This is a genomic window from Rhodanobacter thiooxydans (genome assembly GCF_030291135.1).
In the GTDB taxonomy this organism is placed as follows: domain Bacteria; phylum Pseudomonadota; class Gammaproteobacteria; order Xanthomonadales; family Rhodanobacteraceae; genus Rhodanobacter; species Rhodanobacter thiooxydans_A.
This window is the reverse complement of the sequence record NZ_CP127409.1, coordinates 2696421-2715166: the sequence shown is the minus strand read 5'-3', so window position 1 is coordinate 2715166 and position 18746 is coordinate 2696421. Positions and strand designations below refer to the sequence as shown.

19 protein-coding genes and 1 tRNA gene are annotated in these 18746 nt (G+C 66.7%); 7 read left to right on the top strand and 13 right to left on the bottom strand.

The features are described from left to right. Window positions 1-113: 113 nt before the first annotated feature. From pal to QQA13_RS12600, 5 genes are all read left to right on the top strand, one after another. On the top strand, window positions 114-620 hold the full coding sequence (pal, locus tag QQA13_RS12620) for a peptidoglycan-associated lipoprotein Pal (RefSeq protein WP_108470888.1): 507 nt from the start codon (window positions 114-116) through the stop codon (window positions 618-620). Further along, window positions 620-1483 (top strand): tol-pal system protein YbgF, encoded by an 864-nt coding sequence (gene ybgF / locus QQA13_RS12615; RefSeq protein WP_234411277.1) that lies wholly within the window; start codon window positions 620-622, stop codon window positions 1481-1483. The genes pal and ybgF overlap by 1 nt, the downstream gene beginning before the upstream one ends. Window positions 1484-1495: 12 nt before the next feature. Further along, window positions 1496-2188: a 7-carboxy-7-deazaguanine synthase QueE gene (queE, locus tag QQA13_RS12610; RefSeq protein ID WP_108470886.1), complete on the top strand. Its 693-nt coding sequence runs from the start codon at window positions 1496-1498 to the stop codon at window positions 2186-2188. Window positions 2189-2257: 69 nt separating this feature from the next. Beyond that, window positions 2258-2953, top strand: coding sequence for a 7-cyano-7-deazaguanine synthase QueC (gene queC, locus QQA13_RS12605; RefSeq protein WP_108470971.1), 696 nt, complete (start codon window positions 2258-2260; stop codon window positions 2951-2953). A 70-nt stretch (window positions 2954-3023) separates the two neighbouring features. Continuing rightward, window positions 3024-3099, top strand: a tRNA-Lys gene (locus QQA13_RS12600). Window positions 3100-3159: 60 nt separating this feature from the next. On the opposite strand, the gene QQA13_RS12595 is transcribed toward QQA13_RS12600, so the two are convergent. The 10 genes from QQA13_RS12595 to QQA13_RS12550 form a co-directional block, all read right to left on the bottom strand. Beyond that, on the bottom strand, window positions 3160-5058 hold the full coding sequence (locus QQA13_RS12595) for an ATP-binding response regulator (protein ID WP_234411276.1): 1899 nt from the start codon (window positions 5056-5058) through the stop codon (window positions 3160-3162). A gap of 324 nt (window positions 5059-5382) precedes the next feature. After that, a complete protein-coding gene (locus QQA13_RS12590) occupies window positions 5383-8709 on the bottom strand; it encodes a pilus assembly protein (protein WP_108470884.1) in 3327 nt (1108 codons plus the stop codon). Between the two features lie 30 nt (window positions 8710-8739). After that, window positions 8740-9297, bottom strand: coding sequence for a pilus assembly PilX family protein (locus tag QQA13_RS12585; protein ID WP_108470883.1), 558 nt, complete (start codon window positions 9295-9297; stop codon window positions 8740-8742). Continuing rightward, the gene (locus QQA13_RS12580; RefSeq protein WP_234411275.1) at window positions 9297-10343 is read right to left on the bottom strand and encodes a PilW family protein; all 1047 of its coding nucleotides are present in this window, start codon (window positions 10341-10343) and stop codon (window positions 9297-9299) included. Before QQA13_RS12580 ends, QQA13_RS12585 begins: the two co-directional genes overlap by 1 nt. Before the next feature lie 53 nt (window positions 10344-10396). Continuing rightward, window positions 10397-10939, bottom strand: coding sequence for a type IV pilus modification protein PilV (gene pilV, locus QQA13_RS12575; protein WP_234411274.1), 543 nt, complete (start codon window positions 10937-10939; stop codon window positions 10397-10399). Between the two features lie 14 nt (window positions 10940-10953). Beyond that, a complete protein-coding gene (locus tag QQA13_RS12570) occupies window positions 10954-11430 on the bottom strand; it encodes a GspH/FimT family pseudopilin (protein WP_108470881.1) in 477 nt (158 codons plus the stop codon). A 3-nt stretch (window positions 11431-11433) separates the two neighbouring features. Continuing rightward, window positions 11434-11826 (bottom strand): type IV pilin protein, encoded by a 393-nt coding sequence (locus tag QQA13_RS12565; RefSeq protein ID WP_234411273.1) that lies wholly within the window; start codon window positions 11824-11826, stop codon window positions 11434-11436. 364 nt (window positions 11827-12190) lie between these two features. After that, window positions 12191-12907: a TVP38/TMEM64 family protein gene (locus tag QQA13_RS12560; RefSeq protein WP_108470879.1), complete on the bottom strand. Its 717-nt coding sequence runs from the start codon at window positions 12905-12907 to the stop codon at window positions 12191-12193. After that, complete coding sequence (locus QQA13_RS12555; RefSeq protein WP_108470878.1) at window positions 12904-13464, bottom strand: nucleoside deaminase; 561 nt, start codon at window positions 13462-13464, stop codon at window positions 12904-12906. Before QQA13_RS12555 ends, QQA13_RS12560 begins: the two co-directional genes overlap by 4 nt. Before the next feature lie 13 nt (window positions 13465-13477). Further along, the gene (locus QQA13_RS12550) at window positions 13478-15253 is read right to left on the bottom strand and encodes a glutamine--tRNA ligase/YqeY domain fusion protein (protein ID WP_108470877.1); all 1776 of its coding nucleotides are present in this window, start codon (window positions 15251-15253) and stop codon (window positions 13478-13480) included. A 107-nt stretch (window positions 15254-15360) separates the two neighbouring features. Here QQA13_RS12550 and QQA13_RS12545 point away from each other — a divergent pair, with 107 nt between their 5' ends. Both QQA13_RS12545 and QQA13_RS12540 read left to right on the top strand, forming a co-directional pair. Continuing rightward, on the top strand, window positions 15361-15633 hold the full coding sequence (locus QQA13_RS12545; RefSeq protein ID WP_108470876.1) for a DUF2007 domain-containing protein: 273 nt from the start codon (window positions 15361-15363) through the stop codon (window positions 15631-15633). A gap of 25 nt (window positions 15634-15658) precedes the next feature. Further along, entirely contained in the window at window positions 15659-16177 is a 519-nt protein-coding gene (locus tag QQA13_RS12540) for an adenine phosphoribosyltransferase (protein WP_108470875.1), read from the top strand. A 10-nt stretch (window positions 16178-16187) separates the two neighbouring features. Here QQA13_RS12540 and QQA13_RS12535 read toward each other — a convergent pair whose 3' ends face one another. Genes QQA13_RS12535 through QQA13_RS12525 form a run of 3 tightly spaced genes read right to left on the bottom strand, consistent with a single transcriptional unit; the run spans window position 16188 to window position 18714 of the window. Further along, window positions 16188-16787: a hypothetical protein gene (locus QQA13_RS12535; RefSeq protein ID WP_108470874.1), complete on the bottom strand. Its 600-nt coding sequence runs from the start codon at window positions 16785-16787 to the stop codon at window positions 16188-16190. Between the two features lie 2 nt (window positions 16788-16789). Then, window positions 16790-17371 (bottom strand): DUF3501 family protein, encoded by a 582-nt coding sequence (locus QQA13_RS12530; RefSeq protein ID WP_108470873.1) that lies wholly within the window; start codon window positions 17369-17371, stop codon window positions 16790-16792. A gap of 2 nt (window positions 17372-17373) precedes the next feature. Further along, complete coding sequence (locus QQA13_RS12525) at window positions 17374-18714, bottom strand: (Fe-S)-binding protein (RefSeq protein ID WP_108470872.1); 1341 nt, start codon at window positions 18712-18714, stop codon at window positions 17374-17376. Between the last annotated feature and the right edge of the window lie 32 nt (window positions 18715-18746).

The window sequence follows — 18746 nt, the reverse complement described above, 5'->3', positions numbered from 1 at the left end:
CACGTACTGTCGATCTTTCAAGTGTCAAAATAACAGCCGGCCAACCGGCGTCAGCTGTCCCGTAAATCCCATCGTCATCGTTTGTCGGAACTCAACCCGTAAGGAACGTCACCATGAATAAGACCGTTCGCGTCGCCCTGGTTGCCCTGCTCTGCGTAGGCGCGGCCGCTTGCTCCAAGAAGCAGGAAGTCAAACCCCAGCCCGCCCCGGAGCAGGCCGCTCCGACCCAGGCTCCCGAGTCCAATGGCAAGTACACCCCTGCCGACCTCGATACCGATGCCTGCCTGCGTCAGCGCGTCGTGTACTTCGACTTCGACAAGACCGAGATCAAGCCGGAGTTCCAGCAGATCATGGCGTGCCACGCCAAGTACCTGCAGGACCGCCCGACCTCGCACATCCGTCTGGAAGGCAACACCGACGAGCGCGGTTCGCGCGAGTACAACCTCGGCCTCGGCGAGCGCCGCGGCAAGGCCGTCTCCGATGCCCTGCAGGCCAACGGTGGCTCGGCCAGCCAGCTGGAAGTGATCAGCTACGGCAAAGAGAAGCCGGTGTGCCGTGAGCACAACGAGGATTGCTGGAGCAAGAACCGCCGCGTCGAGATCGTCTACACGGCGCAGTAATGATGAAGCGACTGGCTAACAGCTTTGCAGCCAGGTTCAGCATGGCGGGCGCGATCGCGTCCGCCATGCTGTTCGCGTTCCCGGCATTCGCGCAGGACTCGCGGTTGAGCCTCGCCGATCGTGTCGCGCGGCTGGAACAGCAGGCACAGAACAAGGACCAGTCCGGTACCGGCCTGGTCAACCAGATGCAGCAGCTGCAGGCACAGGTGCAGCAGTTGCAGGGGCAGAACGAGGAGCTGCAGCACCAGCTGCAGACGCTCGACGACAAGAACAAGGCCCAGTACACCGATCTCGATGCCCGCCTCGGGCGTCTCGAGGCGGGCGGTGCGGGCGCGGCGGCGGCAGGCAACACCCCGCAGGCGCAGGCCGTCCCTCCGGCCGCCACGGCCAGTGCTGCCGCTGCCGCCAGCAAGCCGGCAGCGAGCCAGCCGGCTGCGGCTGCCGCCGGCAGCAATGCCGCCGCCGGCGATCCGGCCGCGGCGCAGGCCGCCTACGACGTGGCCTTCAAGGCGATTCGCGCGGGCAATTACGTGGAAGCCTCGCGCGAGTTCCGCAGCTTCATCCAGCAATACCCGAACCATGCGCTGGCGCCGAACGCCTGGTACTGGCTTGGCGAGTCGTACTACGCCACCACCAATTATCCGGTGGCGCTGGAATCGTTCCAGCAGCTGCTCAACCAGTTTCCGCAGAGCGAGAAGGCGCCCGACGCGCTGCTCAAGGTCGGCTACAGCCAGCTGGAGCTCAAGCAGACTGCAGCGGCGAAGGCCACGCTGACCCAGGTCACCACCAAATACCCGGGCTCCAAGGTCGCCAGCCTGGCCCAGGAACGCCTGCAGCGCCTGCAACTGCAGTCGGGCAACTGAGCGAATAGCGCGATGAGCGGCAATGACGCGCGCGAGGCGTCCGGCACGCCTGCCGCGGCTGTTGCCGAGCGCCTGCGCATCACCGAGGTCTTCCATTCGATCCAGGGCGAAGCCGATGCGATCGGCTGGCGCACCGTGTTCGTGCGCCTCACCGGCTGCCCGTTGCGTTGCGTCTGGTGCGATACCGAGTATTCGTTCTACGGCGGCAACTGGCACGCGATCGACGACATCCTCGCCGAGGTCGCCACGCATGGCGTGAAGCATGTCTGCGTGACCGGCGGTGAGCCGCTGGCGCAGAAGCGCTGCCTGATCCTGCTGCGCAAGCTGTGCGATGCCGGCTACGAGGTGTCGCTGGAAACCTCCGGTGCGCTGAACATCTCCGCCGTCGACCCGCGCGTGCGCAAGGTGATGGACCTGAAGGCGCCGGGCTCGGGCGAGAGCCAGCGCAACCTGTGGTCGAACCTCGACCACCTGCTGCCGCACGACCAGATCAAGATCGTCATCGCCAGCCGCGCCGACTACGAATGGGCGTGCGCGATGCTGGCCGAGCATGCGCTGGCCGATCGCTGCATGGTGCTGTTCTCGCCGGTATGGGGCAAGGTCGAACCGCGTGAGCTGGCCGAATGGATCATCGCCGACAGGCTGCCCGTACGCTTCCAGCTGCAACTGCACAAATTGCTGTGGAACGACGCGGCGGGAAAATGATGTCGCGCCGGCCTGTGTTGCCGGTGGCGTTTGCGGCCGATGACCGGTCACTCCGAAGTGGAATACAGCATGTCTCAAAACACGTTGCGCAAGGCCGTCGTGCTCGTCTCCGGCGGCATGGATTCAGCCGTCACCATCGCGCTGGCGCGCGAGCAGGGCTATCAGGTGCATGCGTTGAGTGTGGCCTATGGCCAGCGGCATAGTTCGGAACTGGCTGCGTCCGATCGCGTGTCGAAGATGCTCGGAGCGCTGGAACACAAGACGGTCAGCATCGACCTGCGCAGCATCGGTGGCTCCGCGCTCACCGCCGACATCGACGTGCCGCTGGACGACAGCGCGCACGATGGCGATGGCCACATCCCGGTGACCTACGTGCCGGCACGCAACACCATCATGTTGTCGATCGCGCTGGGCTGGGCCGAGGTGCTTGGTTCCAGCGACATATGGTGCGGCGTCAACGCGGTCGACTACTCGGGCTATCCGGATTGCCGGCCTGCCTTCGTCGAGGCGTTCGAGGCATTGGCAAATGTCGCCACCAAGGCTGGCGTTGAAGGCGCCGGCATCCGCATCCATGCGCCACTGATGCGCATGAGCAAGGCCGACATCGCGCGCGAAGGCCAGCGCCTTGGCGTGGATTTCTCGGCTACGGTGAGCTGCTACCAGGCTGACGACGATGGTCGCGCCTGTGGCCATTGCGACGCCTGCCGGCTGCGTGCGCAGGGTTTCCGCGAAGCGGGCCTGGCCGACCCGACCCGCTACATCTGAGCGCTCGGCGCGTTTGCTTGTGCCGCTGTCGCCCAGCCCGTAAAATTGTCCGCTTGAGTTTTGCAATGATGGGTCGTTAGCTCAGTTGGTAGAGCAGTAGACTTTTAATCTATTGGTCCCGGGTTCGAGTCCCGGACGACCCACCAGTTTCCAGAGCGCCCTGACGGGCGCTCTTTTTTTGCCCTCGCAGGCAGCCGTGCGTGGCTTCATTTGTCGTCGTGGATGACGGTCCATGCCGAGGTCATCGTGCTGCGCAGCTGTTGCGGCGAAACCGGTTTGTACAGCAGCGGGATCTTCGCGGCGATGATTTCACGCAGGCGGTCGATGCGGGTTTCGCCGGTGACCAGCAGGCGGGCGAATGGTGCGCCCCCATCGCGCCGGTAGTGCCGGTCGAGCGCGGCGAAGATGTCGGTGCCGCTTTCGCCGCTGCGCAGGTGCAGGTCGCAGATCACGATGTCGGGTGGACCGGGCCAGTTTTCGATGGCCTCCAGCGCCTGCAGCCGATCCTCGGCCACCTCCACCTCGCAGCCCCAGCTACGCAGCAGGAAGCGGATGCCGGACAGGATAGCCGGGTCGTCGTCCACGACCAGCACGCGTTTGCCGGCCAGATCGGCGGGGCTGTCGTTGTCGAATCCGGGCAGATCCGTGCGAGCGGTGGCGATCGGCAGCAGGAAATGGAACACGCTGCCCCGGCCGAGCCGGGATTTCACCAGGACCTCGGTGTCGAGCAGTTCCGCCAGTCGCTGCACGGTCGCCAGCCCCAGCCCCAGGCCCGAGTGTGAGCCGTCGTCGAGCCCGGCGTCGGGGTGGTCGTCGATGCGGTAGAACTCGTCAAACACGCTGGGCAGGTGCTTCGGCGCAATGCCGCGGCCGGTATCCCACACCTCGACGCGTACCCGGCCATCGGTGGTGCGGCGGGTGCCGACCAGTGCGCCGCCGTGGCGGGTGAAGCGCAGGGCGTTGCTGACCAGGTTGTTGAGGATGCGGGTGAGCATGGTGCGATCACTGCGCACCCATAGCCGGGCAGGGTGGATGGCCAGCTGCAGTCCACGCTGCTCGGCGACCATGTCGAAATTGCGGCTGACTTCGGCGAAGACCTGGTCGAGTGGGAACTCGCTGATCTCGACCTGCACCGCGCCGGTTTCCAGTCGCGTCAGGTCGAGCAGTTCGCTGAACAGGTGGTCGAGCGACTGCACGCATTCCTGGATGTGGGCGATCCGGTCCAGCCGCTGCGGGTCGTGTTCGTCCACCGCCAGTGCGGAGGAGAACAGGGTCAGCGCGTACAGCGGCTGGCGCAGGTCGTGCGAGGCGGCTGCCAGGAAGCGCGACCTGGCCAGGCTGGCCGCTTCCAGCGCGGCATTCTTGTGGGCCAGTTCCTGCGTGGCCTGTTCGATCTGCTGTTCCATCCCGCGCCGCACATCGTGCAACGCCGCCGCCGCGTGGTTGAAACCCTGCTGCAGTTCACCGATCTCGGTGTGGTCGGTCACCAGCACCGCTACCTGGCGGTCGCCCTGCCCGAGCTGGCGCACGGCACCGGCCAGATGGCGCAGTGGCGCGCTGATCCAGCGAGCGGCCTGCCAGCCGATCACGCCGGTGACGAACAGGCTCAACAGCAGGGTGAGCAGCGCATAGCGCAGGCTCGCGCGCTGGGCGGCGATCGCGTCGTGCAGGCTCACATCCACCAGCACGGTACCCAGCACGACCACCCCGGAGGAATCGCGATCGACCACATCGCGCACCACGGTGAGGATTTCCCGCGGGTCCCGGCTGGCATCGGGCTTGTGGCGGTCGGCGAGGATCTGGCCGGCGGCGGTGCGGATCTGCACGCGTGCCACGTGCGGCAGGTCGCCAATCGAATCGGCGACCTGCGCCAGCTCGCGTAGTTGCATCGCGCGCAGCGGCTGCACGGTGATCGAGGCGGCCTGGGTGGCGATGGCCTCGGCATTGCCGTGCGCCAGCTGGCGCAGGTTGGCCAGCTGGCGCAGGGTCAGCAGGGTCACCAGCAGCGCGGCAGTGGCCAGGGCGGGCACCAGCGCCACGAAGGCCAGGCGCTGCATCAGCGAAGCCCGCTGCCACAGGCGTGCGGGCCAGGAGTGGGTCGCCATGTCCATCCGCTGCTCCGTATTTCCCCCACGTTATCCCGAACGCGCAGTCGTGTCCGGCAGCATCAGCGCCACAACACTAGCGCGAAATGGGCAGGTTGGCAGCCGTGAAGGAACGCATCGGGCGATGTGACCGCCGGCCCGGAAACGGGTGGCGACATGCTGTGGCGCACGACGCACGCGGCCGCGTGCATCGTGATTCCGGCTATCCAGGCGGCGGCACTCCCGCGCCGGCCTTTGGGCTCCCACCCTCGCGGAGGGTCCACTTCGCCGTGGCCGTGGTGCAGGCGCGACCCGGTGGCCGCGCCTGCAAGTTCCCGTCAACGCTTATTGCAGGCCTTCGGTGAACCAGTAGGTACGCTTGCGCTTGCCGGTGTTGGGCGGGATGACTTTCTGGGCACCCAGCGCCGAGCTGTTGTTGCCGCCGCCTGTTCCGGTCTGGTTGCCGCCGCCGATGAGTACCGGGGTGTACACGCCGCTGCCGGGAGTGACTTCGACCAGGCCGAATACCGGCGAGGGCGGCAGGCCGCCGCCGTCGAAGACGATATAGCCGTTGCTGTTCTGGCCCGCGCCGGTCAGGAAGTTGATTGCGTAGCCGCGCGCGACACCCAGGTTCGGATAGCACATGTTGGGGTTCAGGGAAGGATCGGCCGGGGTATTGGTGCCGAAGTAGGTATAGCCAGCCACCGTCAACGGCGCATTCACCGCCTTCTCGCCGGAATGATTCAGAGTGACGTAGAAGCCCGGCGTCGTACTGGTGGAGGAGTACGGCGTCGTCGTTCCGGCAGCGGCACCGGTTTCGTCGGTGAGCATGGAGTCGGTGATCGTGGTCCAGCCGGCGGCCACGCTGGTGCCGGTGTTGGTGTCCTTCAGCATGTAGAAGCGGTTGACCACGCAGGAGGATGCGTTCGTCAACAGGGGATGCTCGCGGTCGCCACTGGCGGCCACCACGGCGTCGAAGCTGGAGGTTGGCGTGACATCGGGCGGATAGAAGAACTTGCGCGCGCCGGTGGGGTTGCTGGCGCAGCTGGCGCCGGTGCCGGTACCGGTGCTGCTCAGGCTGGCAAGCTTGGTCACTTTCCAGTTGGCGGTGGAAGTGTCGTCGACGTCGACGCGCCAGATGTTGCCGCCCAGGTCGCCGGTGTAGAGGCGGTCGGTGTAGCCGTCGCCGTTGCGGTCGAGCAGGGTAATGTCGGACGGGATCGCATAGGTCATGCCGGGCACTGCGGCTGTGCAGCCGGAGGCACAGGCGGTCCACACCGTGCTGCCGTCGAAGGCATCCAGCACCACGATCGCACGACCCATGGTATCCCCGCCTGACGTAGCCGGGTCGATATCCTCGGCGGGGTCATAGCCGCCGCCCATGACCACCACGGGGATGGGATTGCCGCTGAGGTCAGTGTGGCCCTTGACCAGTGCCAGTTTCGGTTGCGACCAGGTCTGGCCGAGTTCGGGGATGTTGGCGTTGGTCTTGCTCCACAGGAATGTCGGTGGCTTGGTCGGGTCGCTCACGTCGAACGCGTAGATCAGGCGACCGCCACGGCGCGCCGTGACATAGATGTAGGTCTTCGGGCTTGCGGCGTTGCGCAGGTCCTGATAGACCGTGGTGGTGCCGTCGAAGAAGTAGTCCTTGCCGCTGCCGCTGGCGGCACCCAGCGTGAGTGCCGGGCTGTTGTTGTACAGGCGCTGGAATTTGCTGAAGAAATTGGGTGCAATGAACGACCACAGTTCGCCACCGGGGCGTACCAGTCGTCCGCTGGCCATCTTGATGACGCCGGGCGCGGTGGCATCCTTGTTGCCGTTGACGGCGCGGAAGAGGCCGTCGTTGGAACCGTAGAACGCCACGATGCCGATGGAACCGCCGTAGTTGACGACCGCCGGCCGCGAATGCAGCACGTCGCCGTGGATGGACGGCCGAACGGTGACCGGGCTGCCCGGCCCGGCCGGGCTCTCGGCACCGGGACCGGTGTTGTTGTCCGTGCCGCGGATCCAGTTGATCAGGTTGGTGGTGGTGGGCGTGGTGGTCGAGCTGGTGCCGAACAGGCTGTTGCCGCCCAGCGTGGTGGCGTCGAACGTGGGCAGCGTGCCGGAGGTGGGGCAGCCGCCCACGCTGGTGCAGGTGTAGATCACCCGCGCCGACTGGTCGGTAAGGTAATCCGCGCGAGCCATCTCGGCGACGCCGCCCTTGTCGACGATCTCGCCGTCAGAGGCGTCGAAGGCGCCGCCCGCGCCGGTCGGGTGGTTGACCCAGAAACCATTGGTCGGCCAGCTGGTGACGATGGTGCTGGTATAGCCGCTGGCGGTAATGGTGAACGGGCCGTCGCGCGGGGTACCGGTCTGGTGGTCCGCAGTCCAGAAACTGAGTGCGGTGGGCGAAATGAAGCCGGTGCCGGCGTTGCTGATCGCCGGGTTGCCCAGCGAATCGTCCAGCACCACGTTGTTGTTGGTGTCGAAGCCAAGCTGGTACTGCTTGAGGTTGCCCGCCCAGCGCGGCGCGGCGGTGGCATCCGGGCGGAACATGCCGACATAGACCTGGTTGAGCGAGGTACCCTGGGCGTTTACGCTGACCGGCAGGCTCACCGAGGCGAACACGCTGTTGGTCGCCTGCACTTCATTGAAGATGCCTACCAGGTCCTTGACCAGGTCGTTCAGCGCGTTCGGGTCATTGATGTTGACTACGAACGACTTGCCGCCGCCGTTGCTGGCCATGCTCTGGACATAGCTGACGTAGTCGGGATTCTTGCCGTCGGTCACGGCGATCGTGTAGGTAATGATGTTCTGCGGGGAACCGCTGTTGGTGCCACCGGAAAGGTCGGTCTGGTACATGAAGCGGGCCCACTCGGGGCCGCCACCCTGGCCTTGATACTTGGTGTAGGGCGGGGGAATGATGACGGTCTTTTGCTGCGCCGCCGTCGCGCCGGCCTTGACGAGTGCGGGCCCCCAGATGTTCTGGCTCATGTTTGGATCGCCGTTGTTCATGGCATTGGCGATGTAGATCACGAAGTTCTTCTGGCAGACGTTGAGCTTGGGCAGTGTCGTGTAGTTGGTATTCGACAGGCCGATGTTGCGCGAGTAGTAGGCCCACACTTCCTGCATGCCGCCGCCGGTATTCGGGTTGTTTGAGCCATCCCCCGTCCGGTCGATTCCCTTGATGACGCTCTGCAAGCTGGCGAGGTTGATGGCGCCGGTTGAGGTGGTGGAACCGGACGAGTCGCCGATCACGGGCAGCAGCGCCGCCTGCGGCTGCGGGGACTTGAAATAGCCGCCGTTTCCACTGTAAGTCGCCCCCGAATTGGTCGTTCCGTCCTTGCTCTTATCCCAGCGCATCAGGCCCACGTTGATGTTGCCGGCCAGCTGCGGATTGGTGCCTACAGCAGTCACCGCGTTGTAGAGGGCGCACTGTTCAAAGCCGGCGTCCGTGCTTGCATTGTTGGAAGAGACCACGCCGGTCGTGGGACAACTGAACGCTGCGTTGCCGTTCCACGCGCTGGAGCTGTCCAGCAAAAGAATCACGTTCGGCTGCCCGCCGTTGATCGGCTTGCCGGTATACAGGTCGATGTCCTCGCCGCTGGCCATGCCTGGTAGCGTCAGCGCCGCGGCGATCAGAACGAGGATACGCAGCCGGCGATTCAGATGGGTACGCGTGTGTGGCATGACGACTTCTCCGCGGGGACGGATGCGGGATTAGTAGGGACAGGGCGTGCCGATTGGTACCTGTACGGAGGCGCCCTGGTGCACGGTGACCGCGACGGCGGTGTTGTTTGGATCGGTGACGCCGGACTGGATGTCCCAATCCGTCGCCGAGCACATCGAGGGTGCTGCCGGTGGAGGAGATACCGAGGAGGACGGGCCGGGCAGGATCAGGTTGCCGTTGGGATTGTTGGGCACCTTGCAGACATCGCCCACCGGCAGGCTTGCGTTCGGGATGATCTTGCTATCGAGGCAGGCGGGCGGTGCGACCTGGGCAATGAAATCCGGTTTGCCATCGCCGTTGACGTCGACCGGCACGGGGGTGATGGTGGTGATCGGCACGCGGATGAACGGCTGGCTCATCACCTGTTCGATGCCCTGCTGCGCCACGGTACCGGCTTCCAGCCGGTACTGCTGGTTGGCGGCGACCTTGGTGTTGATCATGCTCGAACTGACCATGGAAATGGCGAAGAGCATGAAGATGACCAGGAAGATCAGCGTCATCACCAGGGTGAAGCCGCGTTGCGAGGCGCGGGACGGCGAGGTCTTCATCACTGGTTCTCCCTCGGGCCGCCGGTGTTCCAGATGCGGGCAACGGTACCGTAGACGTGCCGCTTGTAGTGGTCGTTGTACGGGCCATTCACCGCGGCGCGGCCCAGGTCGTAGGTGCGGGTGTCGGTCCAGCTGGCGGTGCTGTCGAGGTTGCGCGAAAGCAGGTTGATGCGCACGGCGGTGACGTTGGCCCAGTTGGCGGTGGCCGATGCGGTCCAGGTGTAGGAGGCCGCCGTCGCCGCGGTGGCGCAGGCCGCCGGCACGGCGCTGATGTCGGACGGGTTGTCGACGTAGCAGTCCGGCGAGCCGTTGTTGTCGAGGTCCACGCCGTAGCTGTAGTGCACGTCCTGGATGCCGGTGACCAGCGAGGAGGTCTGGATCGCACCGTTCACGAACTCGGCCATTTTCAGTGTTGGCGTGGTGTCGGTGCCGCACACGTCGCAGGTGGCCACGTAGTAGCTGCGCTCGACGTACTTGCGCAGCTCGGCTTTGGTGCTGGTGCTGCAGGTGCCGCCGGCGACGGCGGCCTTGTTGTGCAGGGTGAAATCAGCGGCAGTCTTGCTGTAGACCAGCACCTTGCTGTCGGTCTCGCAGCCGGAACGCTGCACGTAGTAATCGGTACCGTTGGCGGCGGCGGTGGTGCTGCCGGAGACGTAGCTGACGGTGAGGACTTCGGCGCCTGTGACCATGTTCGGCAGGGCGGCCGTCAGGCATGTGAGGGCGGGAGTGGCCAGCGCAGGCCCGTACACCGGGAGCGGGACAGTGACCGCCGGGGTGGTGCCGAACCCCATCGACGTGGGTGTCGTGGCGCAGGGATCCGACAGGGCATAGCTGGCCGTGGAGACCGGCAGGCTGGCGCGGCCGTAGAAGCCGGCCATCTCGATGTCGCGGGTGATGGACTGCAGCGCGAAGCGGCCGTTCTCGACCTGCTCGGAAGTCTTGTTGAATTCCGTGCGCGCCTTGCTGGTGGAGACGTACAGCGAACTGAGCCCGGCCAGCAGCGCCAGGCCGATGGCGATGGCGATCATCAGCTCGATCAGGGACATGCCCGCCTGCAGGCGGGCATGTGACAGGGGCTGGCGGTGGGCGCGAGGAGTCATCATGTCGTCGTGAGGTTGGCGATCTGGACCTGGACGCTGATCACGCGGCGCAGGCTGGTGCTGCCGATCGACGCCTGCCCGCACGTCAGGACGGGCGCCGCGGTGGCCATCAGGCCCTGCCAGGCGACACTGACGCGGTAAACCGGGTAGTTGGGATCGAAGGGGGTGACCTGATCGATGCAGCCCACGGCGCCGATCATGGCGCCGACCTTGGACGTGCCGGAAACTTCGCTGGAGCCGATCAGGGCGTTTTTCCACGCGGCGAGGTCGGCGTTGGCGGTGGCGTTCTGGGCGGCTGAACCGGTGGCGCATTGGGGCAGGGAGGCGCTGGTCGTGCTGAGGCCGGTGGCGCCGTTGGAATAGCACGTGGCGACCTGCCGGTTGGCGTTGATGCGCGAGGCCATGCCCTGCACCAAGGTCAGCGCCTGCACCCGCTGGTACGACTCCATCTCGCTGCGCGTGGATTTCGCCATCAGGGTGACGGTACCGAGCAGGGCGACGGCCGCGATGACCAGCGACACCAGCGCCTCGATCAGCATCATGCCGGTCTGGTTTTTCATGGGCAGGTGACCTTGGTGGACTCGACGCGGCCGGTGGCGCCCACCGTGACGGTGAGGCAGAGCGGCTGCGAGCCGGTCTTGTTGACCGGTTTGATCGTGAACGTGGAACCGGTGCTGGTCATCCGCCCGTTGCCGGTGAAGCTGAAGCTTCCGCTGGCTGGCGTGGGCGTGATCACGATGTTGCCGAGGACGGGCTGCTTGCGGATGACGTTGGCGGCTGTCTGGCTGACCACCCAGCCCTGGCTCCAGTCGGCCGCGTTGTTGGCCGTCACGTCGACCGTGGCATTGCGCTTGATCGCCTCGCTGCGCGCCAGCGCCACCGTGGAGTTGATGTCCATCGAGGCGTTCTTGACGCTTTGCGATTGCAGGAACGGCCGCATCGAGGGGATGGCGATCATCAGCAGCACGGCGAAGATGGCCAGGGTGACCAGCATCTCGATCAAAGTGAAGCCGTGGCTACGTGATGTGCGCATGGCTCATTTCCAGCAGTTCGTGGCGCCAGTGCTGGCCACCTTGCTGCCGTCGCCGTTGAGGGTGAGCGTGCCGCATTCGGTGTCGCGGAGCTGGCCGTTGATCGGCGTGGCGGTGATCGTGTAGCCCGGCGGGGTGCCGCCCGAGGCGGAGGCCGCGGTGGCGACCATTGAGATGGTGTAGTTGGGTGCCACCGTGTTCGGCAGCATGCCCGCGCCGTAGCCAAGTACGGTCAGGTTGCCGGCGAATTGCCGGCTGTCGACCATGTAGCGCTCCTGTGCGCTGGCAGCTTCCTGCATCAGGCTCTCGGCTGCCGAACGGTTGGAGCGCACGATGTACTTGAAGTAGCTGGGCACGGCGATGGCGGCAAGGACGGCGATGACCGCCACCGTGATCATCAACTCGATCAGGGTGAAACCCCGTGTGCGTGATGCGCACTGCACCCGGCGCAGACACAGGCGCGGCGGTGACGCGTACCGTCGATCGGCATGGTTGGCAACTGGCATGTTCCCCCCCTAGGGTTGCCGGCATTGTTTCAGTTGACCGACAAGCTTGTCCGTGTGCTGGGTCACGGGCTGAAGCGATGCCTTGACATGAATATGGAATGTTACCCCGTCAAAGTCAATTTGCCGGCCGGCGGTTTGGGTGGCCTCGCAGTTTCGTGCGCGTGATCTTTCGGATCAACCCGGCAAGTGGCTTGTCGGCGCGCCACTGGCCAGGAATCCCGGGTGGCTCCCGGGCCGTCAGATGCGGGCCGGCCACTCAGTCGACGCGTCGGGCTCCCTGCCGGTGCCGTCGGGTAAGGCGTTCGAGCAGCAGTGGCAGCAGGGCGAGCAGGGCGATCGCGCCCAGCGGCAGCAGTACTGCGCGATGCAGGAACAGGCCGATGCCGAAGCTGTCGCCCTGGCTCATGGCATCGCCCAGGCCGGCGCCGATCGAGGTTTCGAAGATCAGCGAGACGGTGCCGCCGAGCCAGCTGGCGCCGAGGAACAGCCACAGCGGGCAGCGCAGCCAGGCCAGGCAGATGGTGACCAGACCGAACGGCGCCACCGGAACGAAGCGCAGGAACAGGGTGTAGCTCGCAGGGTGGCGTTCGAAGCCGTGGCGCAGTTTCGCCACCATCGCCGGCGGCTGCCGGCTGCCGGCGCCGAACGCGTAGCGGCTGGCCAGGTACAGCACCAGCGAACCCAGGGTCAGGCCGATCGAGGAACACACGGTGGCGTCGACCACGCCGAAGGCAAAGCCGCCGGCCAGGATCACCACGATGGTGCCGGGGATGCCGGTGGCCACGGTCAGCGTCAGCAGTCCGATGAAGGCCAGCCGGGTCAGCCACGGGTGGCTGGCGATCTGCGCGTGCAGCTCGGCCTGGTGCACCACCAGCTGGTGCGGGCTCAGCTGGTGCAGCGAGCCGGAGGCGAACAGCACGATGCCGGCCAGCACCAGCAAGATCAGCGGCAGCGCGGCGCGCCAGCGGCTCAATACGGTGTGCCGCTGGCGCCGTAGGTGGCCAGCACGCTGCGCGCCTGTTCGCGCAGGATGTCGCGACGAACCGCGATATGGCGGCGTTGCAGTTCGCCGATCCAGTCGGTCGGCAGCGGGCCTTCGTCGAACTCGGTGAGTTCCTCGACGTCTTCCGCCCGCGCGCCGATCAGCAGTTCGTCGATGCCGGCCCATACGGTGGCGCCGTAACACTGGCAGCAGGGCTGCGAACTGGTGGCCAGCACGTAATGGCCGCCATCTTCGTTCAGCCGGTGCCGGCTCAGGCGCTGCTGCGCGATCATGATCACCATCATCTCGGCATGCGCGACCGAGCAGCTCTGCGGCAGCACGCGGTTGACGCCGACCGCGACCAGCCGGCCACTGTGATTGTTGAACACGGCGGCGCCGAATGGGCCGCCACCGCCGCGATCCACGTTGTGCCGCGACAGCTCGATCGCCAGGCCTACGCGCTCCTCATCGCTGTGGTAGCGCTTGTTGGTGTCGGCCACGTCGCCGATCCACGGCGGCAGGGTGAGATGGATTTGCAGCGGCAGCATGCCTTCGCTCCGTTTACTGGCCGGCCGGCCTGGCCCAGACGTCGCGCAGGGTCACCGTGCGGTTGAACACCGGGGCGTCGGCGCGGTGGTCGACGCGGTCGGCGACGAAGTAGCCGAGCCGCTCGAACTGGAAGCGCTGCTCCGGTTCGACGCGGGCCGCGGCCGGTTCCAGCCATGCCCGCACCACGCGCTTGGCCTCGGGGTTGACGTGGTCGAGCCAGTTCTTGCCGTCCTCTTCGCTGTCCGGCGCGGCCACGCTGAACAGGCGGTCGTACAGGCGCACTTCGGTGGCCACCGCGTGCGTCGCACTGACCCAGTGGATGGTGCCCTTCACCTTGCGGTCGGCGCCGGGCAGGCCGTGGCGGGTTTCCGGGTCGAGCGTGCAGCGCAGCTCGGTGACGTGGCCGCTGGCGTCCTTGATGATCTGTTCGCACTTCACGATGCCGACGCCGCGCAGGCGCACCTCACCCTCCGGCTTCAGCCGGTGGAAACCCTTCGGCGGCACTTCGGCGAAGTCGTCGCGCTCGATCCACAGCTCGCGCGCGAACGGCACCTCGCGCGTGCCGAAGCTCTCGTCCTTCGGGTGGTTCGGGAAGCTCAGCGTTTCCTCGTGGCCCTCGGGCAGGTTGGTGATCACCAGTTTCAGCGGGTCGAGCACGGCCATCCGCCGCGCCGCGGTGGCGTCCAGATCCTCGCGGATGCAGTTCTCCAGGATCGCGTAGTCGATCACGCTGTTCTGCTTGGAGACGCCCACGCGCTCGATCAGCAGGCGCAGCCCGGCCGGGGTGAAGCCACGCCGGCGCAGGCCGCGCAGCGTGTTCATGCGCGGGTCGTCCCAGCCATCCACGACGTTCTCGTTCACCAGCTGCGCCAGCTTGCGCTTGCTGGTGATGCAGTAGGAAAGGTTCAGCCGCGAGAATTCGATCTGCCGCGGCTTGGCCGGCTTCGCCTCCAGGCCCGCGGCGACCACCGACTGCCACAGTTCCGGATGGTTCGGCAGGTCCACCTTGTCCACGCACCAGTCGTACAGCGGGCGGTGGTCCTCGAACTCCAGCGTGCACAGCGAATGGGTGATGCCTTCCATCGCGTCGGACAGCGCGTGCGCGAAGTCGTACATCGGGTAGATCGGCCAGGCGTCGCCGGTGTTCTGGTGGGCGACCTTGCGGATGCGGTACAGCGCCGGGTCGCGCAGGTTGATGTTGCCGGAGGCCATGTCGATCTTCGCGCGCAAGGTGCGGCTGCCGTCGGCGAACTCGCCCTCGCGCATGCGGCGGAACAGGTCGAGGCTTTCCGCCACGCTGCGCTCGCGGTACGGCGAGTGGCGGCCCGGTTCGGTCAGCGTGCCGCGGTACTGGCGCATCTGCTCGGCGTCGAGATCGTCGACGTAGGCGAGGCCGTCTTCGATCAGTTTCAGCGCGGCGCGGTAGAACACGTCGAAGTAGTCCGAGGCGTGGCGCAGCTCGTGCCAGTCGTAGCCGAGCCAGCGCACGTCGTCCTTGATGCCCTGCACGAACTCGGGGTCTTCCTTGCCGGGGTTGGTGTCGTCCAGGCGCAGGTTGCACCAGCCGCCGAACTCCTGTGCGATGCCGAAGGAGAGGCAGATCGCCTTGGCGTGGCCGATGTGCAGGTAGCCGTTCGGCTCCGGCGGGAAGCGGGTGTGGATCGCGCGGTGCCTGCCCGCGGCGAGGTCGTCGCGCACGATCTGCCGGATGAAGTCCTGATGGGGAGCCGCCTGCTGCACGGCGGCCGTCGAAGGGGCGGGTGCGTTGGCGGGGTTCTCGGTCGACATCGGGCTCGGGCTCGCAAGCGGTGGCGGAAACGCACAAGTTTACCCTGTCGCCGCCATCGCCGCCGGGCGCCTTGCCCCGCGTGCCGGGGCGGGTTAGCGTGCGAGGCATGCATACCGTCTACCGCGCCGAGAACCTGTTCGATGCCCATCTGGTCAAGGATGCGCTGGAGGCAGGCGGCATCCCGGCGTTCATCGCCGGCGAGTACCTCACCGGCGGGGTCGGCCAGTTGCCGGCGATGGATTACATCGCGGTGATGGTGCCCGCATCGAGCCTGGCCGAGGCTGGCGGCATCGTGGCCGAGGTCGAGGCCCGGCTGGTCGAGGCGCGGCAGGCGATCGACGACGACCTGCCGGACGATCCGCTGGCCGCGCCTTGCTGAGCCGCCCAGGCTCCCAGGAAACCCCATGCAAGACCTCGCCGCACTGATCCGTGCCGTGCCCGATTTCCCCCGCCCCGGCGTGATGTTCCGCGACGTCACCCCGCTGCTCGCCGATGCCGGCAGCTTCGCCCGCTGCATCGACGCACTGGCCGAACCGTGGCAGGGCAGCGGCGTGCAGGCGGTGTGCGGCATCGAGGCACGTGGCTTCATCTTCGGCGCCGCGCTGGCGCAGAAGCTGCACGCCGGCTTCGTGCCGTTGCGCAAACCCGGCAAGCTGCCGCCGCCGGTGGCGAGCGTGGACTACCAGCTGGAATACGGCAGCGACCAGCTGCAGGTGCAGCACGATGCATTCCGGCCGGGTGAGCGCGTGCTGCTGGTCGATGACGTGCTGGCCACTGGCGGCACGCTGGTGGCGGCCGCGGCCCTGGTCGGCCAGCTGGGCGCCGGGCTGCTCGGCGCCAGTGTGGTGATCGAACTGCCTGCACTGCAGGGGCGCAGTCGCTGGCCGGCGGGCAAGCCGCTGCACAGCCTGTTGCGCTACTGAGTCCAGCCGCTCACGGCGCCGTGGCGTCGACCCGTTCGACGTAGATCAGCTCGCAGGCGCCGGCGCCGGTGTCGTCACGGCTCAGCGAGGTGTTCCAGTGCCAGCCGTCGGGGCGGCTGGCGTCGACCAGGAAGCCTTCGATGTGCACCAACTGGCCGGGGCGTACCTGTTCCAGCTGGCGCTTCACCTCGGGGTCGGCGGGAATCATGTGCATGTTCGCGCTGGAGGTCTCGATCTCGCGGCGCGGGATCGGGAATTGCTGCACATGCCAGTAGTAGAAACGGCCGGACTGGCTGATGTCGATCTTGTCCAGCACCGCGCTGTCGGACATGCGGCCCCAGCCGAGCGCGAGGTCGAGCGGCACCAGTTCGCCGTCGGTGCTCCACGCATAATCCTTGCGCGACAGCACGCGCGCGGTGATGTCGAAGTGGGCGCGGGTGGTCAGCGTGACGTCGCCGCGCTGCAGCTGCGCGCCGTGGTCGAGATCGACCTGCACCGGCACCTCGGCGGCGAGCACGCCGGGTTCGGGCTGCAGCGGACGATGCTGGTGGTGCCGCAGTACGCCCAGCAGCACCAGCAGCAAGGCAGCCGCAACGAGGAGCTTGCGCATGCTCAGGCGAAATCCGCCGCCAGCGTGTGCAACTGCCCGGGGGTGAGGAGGGCTTCGAGCGGCAGCGCCGGCAGCGTCGAGGCCAGCGTGACCGGCGCAGCGGAGCGCCAGTCGGCGATCATCGCTGCGTCGAGTTCGAAGCGCAGGAAATGCACCGCGGCGGTCTTCTCCTGGTTGCTGCGCTCCATGTCCTCGTCGGCGATGGCGGTGACCGGGGCGTGGCCATGCACGGTCAGCGCGATCGCGTGCTCGATGTGGCGCAGGCGCACCAGCTCGCGCTTGCGCTCCTCGGCGTCGGGGTATTCGATCAGCATGGTGGCCTTGAGGTTGCTGCCGTCGGGGACCAGCGGATTGTACGCATCGAGTTCGTCCTGGATGCCGGCGGCCTCGAAGATGCGCTCGATGCGCAGCATTTCCTGCACCTGGTACTGGATGCTCAGGCGGTCCTCGAAGATCAGCGTGAGATGCTCGCCCAGGTGCACCGTGCGCTGCTGCTTGTGCGCCATCACGCAGGTGCGGAATTCTGCGCGCTGCTGTGCGTAGGCTTCGAGGGAGAGCAGGTCGGCGCGGGTGAGTTTGTCCATGCTCAGATTCCGTAGGCCTTGCGCAGCAGGCTCAACGGATGCTCCGCCGCCGGCTTGTCGTCGAGGCCGTGGGCGATGTGGCCGCCAGCCATCGGGCAGTCGCTGGTGAAGTGGTCGGGTGCGGCCTGCTGCACGCGGTTCTCCACCGGCTTGGCCAGCTTGCGCGAGAGCGCATAGGTCTTGTGCTTCACGCCGTAGGTGCCGTCGTGGCCGGAGCAGCGCTCAATGGTGGTGATCTCGGTGTCCGGCGCCAGTTGCAGGATCTCGCGCGTCTTCGGGCCGATCTTCTGCACGCGCTGGTGGCAGGGCACCTGCCAGGCGATCTTGCCCAGCGACTGCTTGAAGTCGGTCTTGAGCAGGCCGGCCTTGTGCCGTTCGGCGAGGTATTCGAAGGGGTCGAAGAAGCGCTCGCGCACCAGCGCCACGTCGGCGTCGTTGGGGAACATCAGTGGCAGCTCCTGCTTGAACATCAGCACGCAGGACGGGATCGCCGCGGTGAAGTCCCAGCCTTCGCGCGCCATCTTCGCCAGCACCGGAATGTTGCGCTCCTTGTACTTCGTCACCGTCTTCAGGTCGCCCAGTTCCAGCTTGGGCATGCCGCAGCAGCTTTCCTGCTCGACCAGCCGGATCGGGATTGCGTTGTGCGCCAGCACGGCGGCGAGGTCCTCGACCACGCCGGGCGCGGAGTGGTCGCAGTAGCAGGTGGCGAACAGCGCGAGCTTGCCGCGGGTACGGCCGGCGGGCACCGCGTCGCCGCTGCCGTCGAGATCGCGCAGGCGCTTGCGCGCGGTGGGCGAGTGGTACTCGGGCACGCGCGCCTTCGCGTCGACGCCCAGGGTCTTTTCCAGCAACTGGCGCGCGGCCGGGTTGCGGTTGGCGGCGTTGACCACCTCGACCACCACCGGGATCGAGGCGAGCTTGCCCACGGTGCGCGTGCTGGACAGGATCTTCGCCGACAGCGGCGCGCCGTCACGCTCGAACGCCACCGCCTTGGCGCGCAGCATCAGGTGCGGGAAATCCACGTTCCACGGATGCGGCGGCGTGTACGGGCACTTGGTCTGGTAGCACAGGTCGCACAGGTAGCACTGCTCGGTGACCTTCGGGTAGTCGGCCTTGTCGACGCCGTCGATCTCCATCGTCTTCGATGAGTCGACCAGGTCGAACAGGGTGGGGAAGGCATGGCACAGGCTGACGCAGCGGCGGCAGCCGTGGCAGATGTTGAACACGCGCTCCATTTCCGCTTCCAGCGCCGCGGCATCCCAGAAAGCGGGTTCGTGCTGGCCCAGCGGATGGCGCGTGGGCGCATCGAGGTTGCCTTCGCGTGTTTCGTGGATGGGGTCCATCGGCGTCTCCGCGTGGCGAACAGCGAACAACC

Excerpts from the sequence above, each read along its gene's own strand:
- pal (WP_108470888.1), top strand. The coding sequence starts at position 114 with ATGAATAAGACCGTTCGCGTCGCCCTGGTTGCCCTGCTCTGCGTAGGC.
- ybgF (WP_234411277.1), top strand. The coding sequence starts at position 620 with ATGATGAAGCGACTGGCTAACAGCTTTGCAGCCAGGTTCAGCATGGCG.
- queE (WP_108470886.1), top strand. The coding sequence starts at position 1,496 with ATGAGCGGCAATGACGCGCGCGAGGCGTCCGGCACGCCTGCCGCGGCT.
- queC (WP_108470971.1), top strand. The coding sequence starts at position 2,258 with ATGTCTCAAAACACGTTGCGCAAGGCCGTCGTGCTCGTCTCCGGCGGC.
- QQA13_RS12595 (WP_234411276.1), bottom strand. The coding sequence starts at position 5,058 with ATGGCGACCCACTCCTGGCCCGCACGCCTGTGGCAGCGGGCTTCGCTG.
- QQA13_RS12590 (WP_108470884.1), bottom strand. The coding sequence starts at position 8,709 with ATGCCACACACGCGTACCCATCTGAATCGCCGGCTGCGTATCCTCGTT.
- QQA13_RS12585 (WP_108470883.1), bottom strand. The coding sequence starts at position 9,297 with ATGAAGACCTCGCCGTCCCGCGCCTCGCAACGCGGCTTCACCCTGGTG.
- QQA13_RS12580 (WP_234411275.1), bottom strand. The coding sequence starts at position 10,343 with ATGTCCCTGATCGAGCTGATGATCGCCATCGCCATCGGCCTGGCGCTG.
- pilV (WP_234411274.1), bottom strand. The coding sequence starts at position 10,939 with ATGATGCTGATCGAGGCGCTGGTGTCGCTGGTCATCGCGGCCGTCGCC.
- QQA13_RS12570 (WP_108470881.1), bottom strand. The coding sequence starts at position 11,430 with ATGCGCACATCACGTAGCCACGGCTTCACTTTGATCGAGATGCTGGTC.
- QQA13_RS12565 (WP_234411273.1), bottom strand. The coding sequence starts at position 11,826 with ATGATCACGGTGGCGGTCATCGCCGTCCTTGCCGCCATCGCCGTGCCC.
- QQA13_RS12555 (WP_108470878.1), bottom strand. The coding sequence starts at position 13,464 with ATGCTGCCGCTGCAAATCCATCTCACCCTGCCGCCGTGGATCGGCGAC.
- QQA13_RS12550 (WP_108470877.1), bottom strand. The coding sequence starts at position 15,253 with ATGTCGACCGAGAACCCCGCCAACGCACCCGCCCCTTCGACGGCCGCC.
- QQA13_RS12545 (WP_108470876.1), top strand. The coding sequence starts at position 15,361 with ATGCATACCGTCTACCGCGCCGAGAACCTGTTCGATGCCCATCTGGTC.
- QQA13_RS12540 (WP_108470875.1), top strand. The coding sequence starts at position 15,659 with ATGCAAGACCTCGCCGCACTGATCCGTGCCGTGCCCGATTTCCCCCGC.
- QQA13_RS12535 (WP_108470874.1), bottom strand. The coding sequence starts at position 16,787 with ATGCGCAAGCTCCTCGTTGCGGCTGCCTTGCTGCTGGTGCTGCTGGGC.
- QQA13_RS12530 (WP_108470873.1), bottom strand. The coding sequence starts at position 17,371 with ATGGACAAACTCACCCGCGCCGACCTGCTCTCCCTCGAAGCCTACGCA.
- QQA13_RS12525 (WP_108470872.1), bottom strand. The coding sequence starts at position 18,714 with ATGGACCCCATCCACGAAACACGCGAAGGCAACCTCGATGCGCCCACG.